Source organism: Pseudomonas sp. MDT1-17, from assembly GCF_054898105.1.
The window spans coordinates 3,801,194-3,814,606 of sequence record NZ_JBUBVM010000001.1 but is presented as its reverse complement, the minus strand read 5'-3'; the positions used below and the strand labels follow the sequence as shown (position 1 = coordinate 3,814,606).

Sequence of the window (13,413 nt, the reverse complement as noted above, 5' to 3'; positions counted from 1 at the left end):
GCTTTCCAAAACCGTTATCGCGTTCTTTAACCGGCTGATGAGGCTGAAGCGCGGCGTCGGCTTGTTTGCCCATACAAAACGAAAATGCCGCGTGCAAATCTTCGCCCAACCCCTGTTTGATGGTCGCCCACGCGCCCTGTTTTCTGTCATCGGACTGACAACCGAGCAATCGGCTCAGCAACGCGGCGTTGTCATTGAATAAATGGCTGAACAGGTTCCCCTTGATCGGATTGGAGGCCAGTGTGGTCTCTGTGACGCGATGACCGGTGCTCGCCGGCGTGGCTCTGGCAACGCGGTGATGGGGGGGCGCCATCCGGGTTTCAAGCAGTATCCGATCAGGCTGCGGCAGATTCAGGAGTAGCCAGTCAAGCAATGGTCCGCGGGTCGTCAGTTCTGTTAGCAGTTGTGCTTCATTTTCATATTCTTTCACCGCATGCCGAGGGCTGTGAGGCGCAATAAGCACCTGTGGTGCAGAGCGACCAGCCGTCGAGCCGATCAGATAAACACCGGGCACTTTGATCGTCTGGGCACTCTTTATACCCAGGAACTCAAGTGGGCGGATGATCGCATGGGCACCGTCGACTGCTGCGCGGGCGATGGCGTCTGGCATGTCCATGACTTGCCGGATCAGATCAAACCCCGTCTCGCTCAGACGCTCCTGCAGTTTTTCCACGTGGGCGTAATGCATCAACTGCCAGGGCAATTGTGTGTAAAACCGCTTCCTGCGGTACGCGTTCGCCTGGGTGTCTGCGAAGGCGCCGCTCAGTATTTTCTGCTGATGTTCGCCCGGATCAATGCAAAGTCAGTCAGGGTTTGGGCACTGGACGCAGACGTGGGGCGGGCTCTGATCTGGACCTGGACCTTGTCCGGGTTGATGTTGAAGGAATCTGCCTTGAGTTGTTTTTCAAGTTCATGGTGTGCCGTGCGCTGCAGTGACCGTATGCCGGCCAGGTAATCCTGGTCGTCTTTAACGTTATTGAGGTATTGCTGAAGCAGCTCGGCATGCAGCATCAGATCGTTTATGGATGCTTTGGCCAGCCATGCCGGCAGATTTTGTTGAGTCGTCAGTGACCGCGCAATATCTATCGCACGGTCGAGCCCGGTCATCGGCTTACGCAGCGCCACGAGATTCAGGAGATGGGTCAGCGGCGTGGTGGAGAGCTTCGTCACCAGCGCGTTGGTCAGGCACGACGGGGCCAGATGCACATAAGGTTTTTGTAGACACTCAAGAAAATGCCCATCTACCCGCTGCAGGGGCGCCAACGTGTAAGTCTTGCCAGGCAATCACTCGCTACGGCCAAGGTTCTCCAGAAGCGCTGAGCGATGGTTGACGTCTGCGAGGCGTCGACCGAGTTCGGTCAGCAGCAGTGTCAATGCCTTGAAGGCTTCGAACCCCAACGCGGGCGTCCACAAAATGGCCTTGCCCGAATGCACCGGGTCCAGGCCTCCTCGTTCAGTCAGCACAAAACAACTGGCCAGTTTCAACGGATCCGTAGCATCGCCTGCCTTCAACGCCAGGGAAAATACGTCCGGCAGAAAACCGCTCAACGCGCCCCGTTGTAAGCGTACCGGCGTATCGAGCACCGTTTTGATGATCGCCTGTTCCGTCACACCCAGCGTGCGGGCAACGGTCTGCAGTTTGAGCTCGCTGCGCAATGCCGTTGACAGGGAGTGGGTGAAACTCGATTGCAAGCCTTCCAGCGACGAACTGACGATACGTTGCGCCTCGGTGATGGTTCGGGTGGCGGCAGGAATGGCGGGGTGGTTTTCAAGGCGTTGTTCAAGCGCCTGTTCAACGGTGGAGAGCAGTGCCAATTGTTCTTTGGCCGATTCGGCGCGAACGGTGGCCGGTTGTGCACTCCAGCGCTGGTCCACGTGTGTACTCCAGCGTCCCGTGGTATCGGCGGCCAACAGCCGGTCATCGATCAGTCCCCGGACATCCAGCGCCTTGTCGAGCAATGCATACGGGTCCAGCGAACCTTCACTTTCGCGGTAGCGGCTCAAGGCGTAAGCCAGGTTCTGCAGTTGCTTGTCGAGGATAGCTGCCATCAATTGTTCGAACACCGGGCCAACGATCGGTTCTCCAATAATCGCTTTCCCATGCCCGGTTATCGGCGTCGCTGCTCACGCCGTGTGCGGGATTGGAAAAGACCCTGGAATCACCCGTTGGCCACTGATGGGTCAGGTAGTACTGCAAGAGGACGTCGTTCAGTGGCTGCGAGGACATCGTGTACCGGGACTCGCTGGTGTCGAAGGTGGAAACCGTGCGGATGAAGGTTTCCAGCCTTGTCTGGCGCTGATCCAGCCTGGGGAATCGCTTGGCCAACGTCATCTTGAGGCTTTCGTCCAGCATCGACTGCAGTGTCGGCATCTTGACCAGTTCGGCCATCATCGACTGGATGTTGCGTGTCTGATTGAGTTCGAGTGTGAGCTCCTGGTCCTGGAATACCGCACCTTCGATGGTTGTTGTAGCAATCTCAGGCACAGCGGCTGCCTGCACAGCGTTGCGTTGTTCAATGGAAAGATAGCGCAGTAATTCCCGTTTTCCGGTCTCCTGCGCCAACCCCTCCTTGAGGTTGCTTTTGAGATCGACGATGCCCGCGAATTTGACCAGGCCTTTGCACGGTGTATAGAGCGTGACTTCTCCATCGTTGGGCCGGCTCATGGCGAACGCACCGGCCAATGGAATGTCCGTCGAGCCCAGAAGCAACCGCTCGACATGCATGGGCTTGGTCGAGGCCATGCGGGCTTCATGGGTCGGTAGATAAATACCCTTCAACCAGCTCAGGTCATCAAGCGTGAAGGTCAGCGCTTTCTCGCGATCACCGGGCTGTTTGGCATTGGATGCGCGTTCTGCCTCGTCGAAAAAATACGGCAGTGGAGAAGCAAACATGGTTTTTCCTCGATGTGCGGCGATCGGCGGGTAATCGCCGGCCGTTGGATTGAGGAAAAACAGTACGGCCACGGACAGGCTCGAGTGCGGTACATATTGCTTGATCCGAACACGCTGTCGAGACTTGACAGGACGCCGGTAAAACAGCGCTTAATCGACAACTGTTTTTGGTTGCCATGCAACCTTGTTTCACCCTGTTGCCCGTACTCAATAATAAAACTGGAGCTTCAGATGACCGCAACGCCCGAAATGGCCGTCAGTTCGAACACTCAAACGCTCGATTTCGACGCGCTCGTTCTTTTGCTTGAGCAGATTTTCCAGCGTCACGGCACTAGCGCCGATGTCGCCAAAACACTGGCGCTCAACTGCGCCGGCGCCGAGCGCGATGGCGCCCATAGCCACGGCGTGTTTCGTATTCCAGGTTATGTCTCGACGCTCAAGAGCGGCTGGGTCAATGGCCAGGCCGTGCCAGTGGTCGAGGACGTTGCCTCGGGTTTTGTCCGGGTCGACGCGGCTAACGGTTTTGCCCAGCCAGCGCTCGCGGCCGCCCGTGCACTCCTGGTGGAAAAAGCCCGCAGTGCCGGCATTGCGGTGCTGGCGATTCGTAATTCCCACCATTTCGCAGCCTTGTGGCCGGATGTCGAGCCCTTCGCTTATGAAGGGCTGGTGGCGCTGAGCGTGGTCAACAGCATGACCTGCGTGGTGCCGCACGGTGCCGATCGCCCGTTGTTCGGGACCAACCCGATTGCGTTCGCCGCCCCTCGCGCTGACGGCGACCCGATTGTCTTCGACCTGGCGACCAGCGCCATTGCCCATGGCGATGTGCAGATCGCCGCACGCAAGGGCGAGCGTTTGCCGCCAGGCATGGGTGTGGACGGTCTAGGCCAGCCGACCCAGGACCCGAAAGCGATTCTCGAGGGCGGCGCGTTGTTGCCGTTTGGCGGGCATAAAGGTTCGGCGCTGTCGATGATGGTCGAGCTGTTGGCGGCGGCGTTGACCGGCGGAAATTTTTCCTTCGAGTTCGATTGGTCAAACCATCCGGGGGCCAAGACGCCATGGACTGGCCAATTGCTGATCGTGATCGACCCGAGCAAGGCGGCCGGGCAGAATTTCGCCGAGCGCAGCCAGGAACTGGTCCGGCAGATGCACGGCGTGGGGCTCAAGCGTTTGCCGGGTGATCGACGTCACCAGCAGCGGGCCAAGGCCAGCGCCGAAGGCATTAAGCTCGACGCTGAGACGTTGACGAGTTTGCGGGAATTGGCCGGGCTCTGAGGTCTGCCTAAAACCCGGGCATGAAAAAGGCGAGCTCAATGCTCGCCTTTTGCTCAGTACCCATTAAAGCGGTACCGCTCAACGCCGACCCAGCAACAACCCGACAACCAGGCCAAAACCGGCGGAGATGGCCACGGTTTGCCACGGATGACCACCAATGTAGGTTTCAGTGGCTGCGACCGCAGGTTTGGTCCGGTCACGAACGCTGGTGACGGAGTCCCGAGCCTGCTGAAGTTTTTGGGCGATTTGCCCACGAAGTGTGTCCGCTTCCTCACCGACGAGCGAGGCACTGCTGTTAAGCAGTTTTTCCGACTCTTCGATCAGAACCTGAAGCTCGCTGAAGGCTTGATCCTTGATCTGGTCTTCGGCGACTTGTGCGGCGGTTTTCCGGGCCATTGGGGTACTCCTTGCAGATAAATGGACAGTGAACAATGGAGTCTGTCGTCAGCGAAAAAGTTGCAGTGAGTTTTTGCGTTGACCCCAGCCTGAAGAAAAATCCTGAGTCGGACATTTCCTCCTACAGTGTAAGATGTCGCCTATTTTACGCAGCAGGTAACTCCCATGAGCTTCAATCTGGCCGACAAACCCCTTGCCGAGCGCGCTGCGCTTGAAGATGAGAAATCCCGTTTGTTCGATCTCTGGCAAAGCAACCTGGGCAAGTCCAAGGGCGAGGCCGCACGGTTGTTCGGTGAGCGCGCCAAGCGCAAAGGCAAATGGTCCGAGTGGGTCCGTGCCGAACTTGACGGCATGTCGCCCCCGGAATTCGCGAACATGGTGCGCAGCGAGATCAATCGCCTGATGGCTGCTAAATAAATTTCTAACTGACACTACCCCCGCGTAGGAGCTGCCGCAGGCTGCGATCTTTTGATTTTGCTCTTTTGGCGGTTTCGAAATTGCCGAAGATCAAAAGATCGCAGCCTGCGGCAGCTCCTACGCGCTCGCGAAACTCGCGACAATGGCCTCACGCACTTTCAACACCACCGGATCGAGCTGCGTAGTGGTGCGCCAGCCCAGTTCGATCGGGTAACGCGGCAACGCCAGGGGGCAGGGCAGCAGCGCCAGTGCGCTGAGCGCCGCAATGCTTTGGGCCGCATGGGTCGGAATGGTCGCCACGGCCTGACTGCCCTTGAGCAAGTGCGGCAATGCCGCAAAGTGTGTGGTCGACGCGCATACCCGCCGACTCAACCCCAGCGCCGCCAGCCCCTCATCGGTGATCCCGATAAAACCACCCGACGACACCAGAATGTGCTCGCGTGCGACGAACTCCTCAAGACTGATGGTGTGCTGTCCCGCGGCCAGGCTCATCGGGTCTGCCAGGCACAGATAGCCGCCTTCTCCCAGCACCTGACGGCTGAGCAAGCGCTCGGCGAATCCGCCCGCGGTAATCGCCAGATCGATGCTGCGTTCCATCAACGCCTGGGCGACGATCTGGCTGTGGGTCTGACGGAAGATCAGCCGCAGCTTCGGCGCGACGCGGGCGATTTCCTCGATCAGCCGGCGCCCATAAGCAATTTCGAAATCATCTGACATGCCCACGGTCACCGAGCGCCCGTCGTAATGGTGAGCGGCCGGATCGACCATCGCCAGGCTCTGCCGGCATTTGTTCAGGGCATCGCTGACCACCGGTTTCAACTGGTTGGCCTTGAGCGTGGGCGCGAGGCCTCGGCCGGTGCGCACGAACAATTGATCGCCATACACATCGCGCAGCCTGCGCAGTGCGGCGCTGACCGCTGATTGAGTCACGCCCAGACGCAACGCGGCCCGGCTCGCGCTGGACTCCTCGTGCAGCGCTTCGAAGACTTTCAACAGGTTGAGATCAACGGCGGCGATATTCATTTGATTTATATCATTCAGCAGCAAAATTGGCTTTATTCATGATCCCGTGGCGCCTGAGAATGAGCAACACCTCATTGCTTACGGAGTGACTGCGATGCCCAAGTCAATTGTTGCTGCACTGCAAATCGGCGCCTTGCCCGGCGGCAAGGCCGAGACGCTGGAACAGATTCTTGCCTGGGAAAGCGCGATTATTGAATCCGGCGCGGCGCTGGTGGTCATGCCCGAAGCGTTGCTCGGCGGTTACCCCAAAGGTGAGGGCTTCGGCACTCAACTGGGTTATCGACTGCCGGAAGGTCGTGAAGCCTTTGCCCGGTATTTTGCCAATGCGATCGACGTGCCCGGCGCGGAAACCGAAGCGTTGGCCGGATTGGCAGCGCGCACCGGCGCCAACCTGGTGATCGGTGTCATCGAACGCGCCGGTAGCACCTTGCACTGCACCGCGTTGTATTTCGATCCGCAGGCCGGACTGGTCGCCAAGCACCGCAAACTGATGCCCACCGGCACCGAACGGTTGATTTGGGGCAAAGGCGATGGCTCGACGTTGCCGGTGATCGACAGTCAGGTCGGGCGGATTGGCGCGGTGGTGTGTTGGGAAAACATGATGCCGCTGCTGCGTACCGCGATGTACGCCAAAGGCGTGGAGGTCTGGTGCGCACCAACGGTGGACGAGCGGGAAATGTGGCAGGTCAGCATGCGCCATATCGCCCATGAAGGACGTTGCTTCGTGGTCAGCGCCTGTCAGGTTCAGGACTCGCCGCACGCCTTGGGCGTGGAGATCGCCAACTGGCCGGCGGACCGGCCATTGATAGCCGGTGGCAGCGTGATCGTCGGGCCGATGGGCGACATCCTGGCGGGACCGCTGCGCGATGGCGCCGGTTTGCTCACCGCAGAAATCGACACTGACGATCTGGTGCGCGCCCGTTACGACTTCGACGTTGTCGGGCACTACGCGCGCCCGGACGTGTTTGAGTTGTCGGTGGATGAGCGCGCCAAGCCGGGTGTCCGCTTCAACGCATAACCCCTGTGGGAGCGAGCTTGCTCCGGGCGGCGATCCGACGATAGCGGTGGTTCAGGCAACTAATGCGTTGAATGTGCCACCGCTATCGCGAGCAGGCCCGCTTGTGTCTTGCGCTGCTGGAGTCGCAATTACCAGGTGCCGGTCGTCGACGTTGGGAAGCTGAGTTTGCCACTGTCGACGAAACGCAGGGTGCCGAACAAGCCACCGGCCAGTTTGCCTCGCAGCACGTAGGGTAGGTTGTTCAGGATTTGTGTCTGGCTCAGGCCCAGAGTCTGACGCAGCACCGAGAACGCCGAAACGCTCACTGGCACCGTCAGCACGGTTTCGGAAAAGCGTGCAATCGAGCCCGCTTGATCGCTGACGCCGGAGGCGAGTGGTTGGCCATTGACCTCCAGGTCCAGGGCCACGCCGTTGTAGTTGATGGTGGTCTCGTTGGGATTTTGCACGCGTATTTTCACGGCAAAACGCACTTCCATGTCCTGGCTTTGCAGCGGTTCGATGCCGACCACGTTGATGTTCAGCGGATCACGATTGGGGAACAGGGCACAGGCGCTCAGGGAGAGCAAAAGAAGGGAAAGGATAACGGCGTGGACACTGCGCATGGACATGCTCTCTTAACGAAAAGGCCGAACCACCAGTGGCTCTGCCTCGAGCATTTTCTAGCGGTTCAAGGGTGCGACAGCTGCAGGCGAGACGGGTTCAGTTCAGAGCGTGGGAACGATCATTATCAAACGGGTGCCGCAAATGCCGCCAGCAAATCCTCTTCAAATGCCTTTTGCGCATCCCCCGGCACCTGGGCGCGATGCCGGGCCAGATGAAACGCCACGTCGAAACTCATGTCCTCTAGGCGCACGGCCCGCAGCAGTCTTTTGTCTTCCCAGCTACGGGCAAAGTGATTGGGTAGATAACCCACGTGTTTACCGGAAAGAATGAAGGCGAGGGTGCCTTCGACTTGCTCCGAACGCGCCGAACACATCTTCCCCTGGAAGGGTTCGTCGCTGCGCAGGAAACGGTAAGGGTGATCGACTCGATCACAATCCCGTAGCGCTTGATCGTCAGGTGCGACATCGGTGAACAGCGGATGTCCGGCGGCGCAATACAGGTGCTGGGTTTCGGTAAACAGTTCGCGGTAGTCAAAAGCGCTTTGCACTTGTGAGAAATAGCCGATCGCCAGGTCCAGTCGTTGTTGCAGCAGCAACCGTTCCATTTCACCGGGCATGGCGCTGATCAACTCGATGCGCACCGATTCGTCCCGCTCACGAAAGCGCCGGATCGCATCGGCCACCCGTTGCAACACGGATTGATCGAGCGCTTCGGACAGCCCCAGGCGCACCTCGCCGATCAAGCGTCCGGCCACACCATTGGATTGATGACGGAAGGCTTCGATGGACTCGAACAGGCTGCGAGTCGCGTTGAGCAGTTGTTCGCCCTTGGGCGTGATTTTGAAACCACCCTTGCCGCGACTGCACAGCCGATAGCCGAGCCGGGTTTCCAGTTTGGCCATTTGCTGGCTGATGCTCGACTGGCTCAAACCCAGTTCACCCTGAGCCGCGCTGAAGCCGCCGCACTCCACCACGTTGACGAACAGGCGCAGCAGTTGCAGATCGAGATCATGCAGTTGGCCGAGCATTAAACATTACTCCCGGATAAAGTCAGGATAACTAACTTGGTATTTTTCCAATGTATCCGACGACGCATTCTGCATCCACTTCATCTGGTCAGGTGTTTCGTCATGGCTCCCACGTTCAAACCGTGTTTACCCGCGCTGTTTCTCGCCATGGCCGTATCGGCCCAGGCCGAAGAAAAAGTCGTCAACCTCTACAGTTGGGCTGATTACGTCGCTCCCGAAACCTTGCAGCGTTTCGAACAGGAAACCGGCATCCATGTGCGGTACGACACGTTCGATTCATCGGAGGTACTCGAAACCAAGTTGCTCACCGGGGGCAGCGGTTATGACGTGGTCGTGCCGTCTTCCAGTGTGCTGGCCCGCGGACTGGCAGCCGGTGCGTTGAAAGAGATTCCCCACGAAGGCCTCAAGGGTTACGCCAACCTCGATCCGGATTTGCTGGAAAAACTCGCCGCCGTCGATCCCGGCAACCGCTATGGCGTGCCCTACACCTGGGGCACCCTGGGTTTGGGAATGAACGTCGAAGCCGTGAAGCAGCGTTTGCCGAATGTGCCGCTCAACAGCCTGGATCTGCTGTTCAAGCCTGAATACGCCAGCAAACTGAAAGACTGCGGCATTGCCATTCTCGATTCACCCCAGGAGGTGGTCGGCCTGGCGCTGCATTACCTCGGTAAAAATCCTTACAGCACCGACAAGGCGGATCTGTCAGCCGCCGAAGCGCTGCTGCACCAGCTGCAACCGAATGTGTTGTACGTCGCCACCGGTCGGCAGATCAGCGACCTGGCCAACGGCAGCGTATGCCTGGCGTTGACTTACAACGGTGATGCCAGCATGGCCGCCGATCAGGCGCGCAAGGCCAACAAGCCGTTTGAAGTGGCATACCGGATTCCGAAGGAGGGCACGCTGGTCTGGCAGGACAACCTGGCGATCCCCAAGGACGCGCCTCACCCCGAAGCCGCCCGTGCCTTCATCGAGTTCATGTTGCGCCCGGAATCCGTCGCGGCACTGACCAACGAACTGTTCTTCGCGACGGCCAACCAGGCGGCAACACCGCTGGTGGATGAGGCCGTGCGCACCGATCCGGACATCTACCCACTGGCTGACGTGCGTGACCGGTTGTACGCCGACCGCAGCATGAGCCTCAAGGACATGCGTCAACGCACTCGCGTGTGGACCACTTTCCGTAGCCGCCACTAAAAAGGAATACCTGATGGACGTCCCGATGCAAAACGATCAGGCCATGACCCGCGACAGCCTCTATGGCACCGCCGCAGAAAGTACCTACGCCGGTATCACCAGTTTCATGCGTCGTCGCTACAGTCGCGACTTGCGCGGCGTTGACGTAGCGGTCAGCGGTGTCCCGTTCGACACCGCCACCAGCAACCGCCCCGGAGCGCGTTTCGGACCCCGCGGCATTCGTGCCGCGTCCACCGGGATTGCCTGGGAACGCCACTGGCCGTGGACCTTCGACCCGTTCGACCATCTGGCGGTCATCGACTACGGTGATTGCGACTTCGATTACGGCACACCGCAGTCGGTGCCGGAAAGCATCGAAGCCCACGCCGAACACATTCTCAACGCCGGTAGCGCGATGCTGACGTTCGGCGGGGATCACTTCATCACGTATCCGCTACTCAAGGCTCATGCGCGTAAACATGGTCCGCTGTCGTTGATCCACTTCGACGCCCACAGCGACACCTGGCCGGACGAAGGCGGCAAGCGCGTCGATCACGGCACGATGTTCTGGCATGCGGCGAAGGAAGGGCTGGTGGATCCGTCGCGTTCGGTGCAGATCGGTTTGCGCACCACCAATGACGATCACCAGGGCTTTCAAGTGCTGGATGCGCGGCAAGTGCATCGGCGTGGTGTTGATGCAATTGTCGAAGCGATTCGGGCAAGGGTCGGCGATCACCCGGTGTACCTGACGTTCGACATTGATTGCCTCGATCCAGCCTTCGCTCCGGGCACCGGAACGCCGGTGTGTGGCGGCTTGAGCACGGTGCAGGCGCTGGAAATCCTGGGCGGCTTGCGCGGGATTAATCTGGTGGGGATGGACGTCGTGGAAGTGGCTCCGGCCTACGACAGCGCGGACATTACCTCACTGGCGGCGGCGACGTTGGCGATGGAAATGCTGTGTTTGTATGCGGCTAAACATAAGGTCGACCGGTAACACCGACATGCGGTGACTCCTCCGACGCCATCGCGGGCAAGTCGGATCGCCGCACCGCCGCTCCCACAAGTACAGCGCAGTACCTGTGGGAGCGGGCTTGGTCCGGGCGGCGATCTGACGATGCTTTTTCAGGCGACCGGGATGATTGGCAGATCCAGGGTTTCAGCCCTGCTTCCGACTGGCCAGCCTGATAGCCGTTGGCGGTGTCGATGAAATTGCCGCCAGCTTCAGAGAAGGGCCGACCACCGGCCCATCGCTACTGCCACTTTCTGACAGGGTGCTCTGCTAAGCTCCGACAACTTTTCCGGACAGAGCCTGCCGATCGTGTCGCGTACTACTCGTTTACTGACTTTGTTGCAAGTGCTGCGCGGCAAAAGTCGTCCGGTGACCGCGGCGACGCTTGCCGGCGAATTGGAAATTTCCGAGCGTACGCTGTACCGCGACATCGCTGAACTCACCGCACTGGGTGCGCCGATCTACGGCGAAGCGGGTATTGGTTACGTGCTGCGCAGCGGTTTGTTTCTGCCGCCGTTGATGCTCAACGCCGATGAAACCGAAGCCATCGTGCTGGGCTTGCGCTATGTGGATCAGCGCGGGGATGAAGTATTGAGCAAGGCCGCGGCGGATGCGCTGGCCAAGATTGCCGCGGTATTGGCGCCTGAAGCGCTCGACGCGTTACGCAACCCGACAGTCCTGCCGGGCCCGCGGGGTTATGGCTTTGCGCCAAACGCGGTGCCACTGACTGTGTTTCGCCAAGCCATCCGCGATCAGGCCAAGTTGCACATCGACTACGCGGACGCTCATCAGGTGCCGAGTCAGCGGCTGATCTGGCCGCTGGCCCTGGGGTTTCTGAACGAGGTGCGAATCATCGTCGCCTGGTGTGAGTTGCGCAGCGCCTATCGCACCTTTCGCACCGACCGGATCTCGACCGCCAGTGCGCAGGGCGCGCGTTATCCGGGGCGGCGCGGTGACCTGTTGCGGACCTGGCGCAAGCAGATGCAACTGGACGAAGCAGGGCGCTTCACTCCTGACAAGAACTGACACAAGCTTGTTCTAGCATGGTTCCAGAATCAATAAACAAGGAGCCGTAAACATGCCCAATCCAGCCTCTTCACTGGCACCCGCCATCGCCGCCTATATTGCAGCGGCCAATGCCCGCGACACCTCGCGGGTCGCCAGTTTTTTCGCTGAGGATGCCAATGTGTTCGATGAAGGCCAGCACCAGGTCGGCACCCAGGCCATCGCGCAATGGATGCAAGACACCGCCCAGCGTTACCAGCCGCGAGTTGAAGTGCTCAACGTGCAACTGCGCACCGGCAAAGTGCTGTTGCATAACCTGATCTCTGGGACGTTTCCTGGCAGCCCTCTGGAGTTGCGCTATATGTTTCGCCTGAATGAGCAGGGCAAGATCGCCCGGCTAGACATCTCCCTCTAACCAAGCCGCGTGGCATACTGCCGCGCATGAATGTCGACTCTCCCTTAAGCGCCTGGCAACACGCCATCGAACAGAAGGGTTTCGTCCAGGACGAAGCCCAGGAACATGCTGTCTGGGCGCTGCAAAAATGCTACGAAGCGTTGCATGAAGGGCGCACGCCGATCACTGGCGTGTACCTCTGGGGGCCGGTCGGGCGTGGCAAAACCTGGTTGATGGACCAGTTTTACCAAAGCCTGAAGGTCCCGGCCCGTCGCCAACACTTTCACCACTTTATGGGTTGGGTGCATCAGCGTTCGTTTCAGCTGACGGGCACCGCCGACCCGTTGAAGGCACTGGCTCGCGAACTGAGCGAGGAAGTGCGGGTACTGTGCTTTGACGAACTGTTCGTCAACGACATCGGCGACGCCATCATTCTTGGGCGTTTGTTTCAGGTGATGTTCGAGCAGGGCGTGGTGGTGGTTTGCACCTCCAATCAACCCCCGGATCAACTGTACGCCGATGGCTTCAACCGCGACCGGTTCGTGCCCGCCATCGAGGCCATCAAGAAACACATGCAGGTGATTGCGGTGGACGGTGGTGAAGATCATCGGCTGCACCCCGGCATTGGTTTGCAACGTTACTGGGTGGCCGCACCGGGACAGCCCAGTGCGCTGGGTGAAGTGTTCAAGGCACTGACCGTCGGCCAGTCGCTGTCCAGTGACCCGATCAAGGTTGGCTATCGCTCACTTAATGTCGTGCAGGCCAGTGAAACCGTGCTCTGGAGTCGTTACGCCGATCTCTGTGAACAGCCTTTTGCCGCCATGGATTTCATCGCCCTGTGCGACACCTTCAGCGCTATTCTGTTGAGTGACGTGCCCAACCTCAGCGCGCAAAAGCGCGAAGGGCGCATCGCCCGGGGCACTGAAGATGGCGTCGAGCGTGTGGTGGCGGGAGATCGCGAGTTGCCGCAATTGTCGGTGAATGACGACGGTGTACGGCGTTTCATCGCCCTGGTGGACGAGTGCTACGACCGCAAGGTGCCGCTGTGCCTCGAAGCGCAGGTGCCCATGGAATCGTTGTACACCGAAGGCTATCTGGAATTCCCGTTCCGCCGCACCCTCAGCCGTTTACAGGAAATGCAGCTGCAACGTTTCGCCGAAGCTTGAACCCAAGGAGCCGCGAA

Annotated in this window: 12 protein-coding genes and 1 pseudogene; 8 read left to right on the top strand and 5 right to left on the bottom strand. The window is 59.5% G+C overall.

What is annotated here, in order from left to right; all coding sequences use genetic code 11:
• Window positions 1-58 precede the first annotated feature (58 nt).
• Window positions 59-2,590, bottom strand: a pseudogene (locus ACYZTX_RS17630) (dermonecrotic toxin domain-containing protein); the annotation flags it as partial.
• Between the two features lie 534 nt (window positions 2,591-3,124).
• Between ACYZTX_RS17630 and ACYZTX_RS17625 the strand changes: the two are divergent.
• Entirely contained in the window at window positions 3,125-4,165 is a 1,041-nt protein-coding gene (locus ACYZTX_RS17625) for an Ldh family oxidoreductase (protein WP_462035151.1), read from the top strand.
• Window positions 4,166-4,243: 78 nt separating this feature from the next.
• On the opposite strand, the gene ACYZTX_RS17620 is transcribed toward ACYZTX_RS17625, so the two are convergent.
• Window positions 4,244-4,561: an ElaB/YgaM/YqjD family protein gene (locus ACYZTX_RS17620; RefSeq protein ID WP_462035150.1), complete on the bottom strand. Its 318-nt coding sequence runs from the start codon at window positions 4,559-4,561 to the stop codon at window positions 4,244-4,246.
• A gap of 165 nt (window positions 4,562-4,726) precedes the next feature.
• Here ACYZTX_RS17620 and ACYZTX_RS17615 point away from each other — a divergent pair, with 165 nt between their 5' ends.
• The gene (locus ACYZTX_RS17615) at window positions 4,727-4,978 is read left to right on the top strand and encodes a hypothetical protein (RefSeq protein ID WP_282379433.1); all 252 of its coding nucleotides are present in this window, start codon (window positions 4,727-4,729) and stop codon (window positions 4,976-4,978) included.
• 117 nt (window positions 4,979-5,095) lie between these two features.
• Here ACYZTX_RS17615 and ACYZTX_RS17610 read toward each other — a convergent pair whose 3' ends face one another.
• Entirely contained in the window at window positions 5,096-6,010 is a 915-nt protein-coding gene (locus ACYZTX_RS17610) for a LysR family transcriptional regulator (protein ID WP_462037064.1), read from the bottom strand.
• An 85-nt stretch (window positions 6,011-6,095) separates the two neighbouring features.
• Here ACYZTX_RS17610 and ACYZTX_RS17605 point away from each other — a divergent pair, with 85 nt between their 5' ends.
• Window positions 6,096-7,019 carry a carbon-nitrogen hydrolase family protein gene (locus tag ACYZTX_RS17605; RefSeq protein ID WP_462035149.1) on the top strand — a complete coding sequence of 308 codons (924 nt, stop codon included), beginning with the start codon at window positions 6,096-6,098 and terminating at the stop codon, window positions 7,017-7,019.
• Between the two features lie 128 nt (window positions 7,020-7,147).
• Here the strand turns inward: ACYZTX_RS17605 and ACYZTX_RS17600 are convergent, their stop codons facing one another.
• Together ACYZTX_RS17600 and ACYZTX_RS17595 are read right to left on the bottom strand one after the other, a co-directional pair.
• Entirely contained in the window at window positions 7,148-7,621 is a 474-nt protein-coding gene (locus ACYZTX_RS17600) for an LEA/WHy family protein (RefSeq protein WP_462035148.1), read from the bottom strand.
• Window positions 7,622-7,746: 125 nt separating this feature from the next.
• Window positions 7,747-8,649, bottom strand: a complete 903-nt coding sequence (locus ACYZTX_RS17595; RefSeq protein ID WP_462035147.1) for a LysR family transcriptional regulator — start codon at window positions 8,647-8,649, stop codon at window positions 7,747-7,749.
• A 102-nt stretch (window positions 8,650-8,751) separates the two neighbouring features.
• On the opposite strand from ACYZTX_RS17595, the gene ACYZTX_RS17590 reads away from it, so the two are divergent.
• The 5 genes from ACYZTX_RS17590 (at window position 8,752) to zapE (ending at window position 13,396) form a co-directional block, all read left to right on the top strand.
• Window positions 8,752-9,843, top strand: coding sequence for a polyamine ABC transporter substrate-binding protein (locus ACYZTX_RS17590; RefSeq protein WP_462035146.1), 1,092 nt, complete (start codon window positions 8,752-8,754; stop codon window positions 9,841-9,843).
• Between the two features lie 13 nt (window positions 9,844-9,856).
• Complete coding sequence (gene speB, locus ACYZTX_RS17585; RefSeq protein WP_462035145.1) at window positions 9,857-10,816, top strand: agmatinase; 960 nt, start codon at window positions 9,857-9,859, stop codon at window positions 10,814-10,816.
• 324 nt (window positions 10,817-11,140) lie between these two features.
• Window positions 11,141-11,857 (top strand): helix-turn-helix transcriptional regulator, encoded by a 717-nt coding sequence (locus ACYZTX_RS17580; protein WP_462035144.1) that lies wholly within the window; start codon window positions 11,141-11,143, stop codon window positions 11,855-11,857.
• 52 nt (window positions 11,858-11,909) lie between these two features.
• The gene (locus tag ACYZTX_RS17575; protein ID WP_462035143.1) at window positions 11,910-12,251 is read left to right on the top strand and encodes a nuclear transport factor 2 family protein; all 342 of its coding nucleotides are present in this window, start codon (window positions 11,910-11,912) and stop codon (window positions 12,249-12,251) included.
• 26 nt (window positions 12,252-12,277) lie between these two features.
• Window positions 12,278-13,396, top strand: a complete 1,119-nt coding sequence (gene zapE / locus ACYZTX_RS17570) for a cell division protein ZapE (RefSeq protein WP_462035142.1) — start codon at window positions 12,278-12,280, stop codon at window positions 13,394-13,396.
• Window positions 13,397-13,413 lie beyond the last annotated feature (17 nt).

Bases quoted from the DNA above. Each gene is read 5' to 3' on its own strand.
- ACYZTX_RS17605 (WP_462035149.1), top strand. From the start codon at position 6,096: ATGCCCAAGTCAATTGTTGCTGCACTGCAAATCGGCGCCTTGCCCGGC.
- ACYZTX_RS17600 (WP_462035148.1), bottom strand. From the start codon at position 7,621: ATGCGCAGTGTCCACGCCGTTATCCTTTCCCTTCTTTTGCTCTCCCTG.
- ACYZTX_RS17615 (WP_282379433.1), top strand. From the start codon at position 4,727: ATGAGCTTCAATCTGGCCGACAAACCCCTTGCCGAGCGCGCTGCGCTT.
- zapE (WP_462035142.1), top strand. From the start codon at position 12,278: ATGAATGTCGACTCTCCCTTAAGCGCCTGGCAACACGCCATCGAACAG.
- speB (WP_462035145.1), top strand. From the start codon at position 9,857: ATGGACGTCCCGATGCAAAACGATCAGGCCATGACCCGCGACAGCCTC.
- ACYZTX_RS17575 (WP_462035143.1), top strand. From the start codon at position 11,910: ATGCCCAATCCAGCCTCTTCACTGGCACCCGCCATCGCCGCCTATATT.
- ACYZTX_RS17625 (WP_462035151.1), top strand. From the start codon at position 3,125: ATGACCGCAACGCCCGAAATGGCCGTCAGTTCGAACACTCAAACGCTC.
- ACYZTX_RS17595 (WP_462035147.1), bottom strand. From the start codon at position 8,649: ATGCTCGGCCAACTGCATGATCTCGATCTGCAACTGCTGCGCCTGTTC.
- ACYZTX_RS17590 (WP_462035146.1), top strand. From the start codon at position 8,752: ATGGCTCCCACGTTCAAACCGTGTTTACCCGCGCTGTTTCTCGCCATG.
- ACYZTX_RS17620 (WP_462035150.1), bottom strand. From the start codon at position 4,561: ATGGCCCGGAAAACCGCCGCACAAGTCGCCGAAGACCAGATCAAGGAT.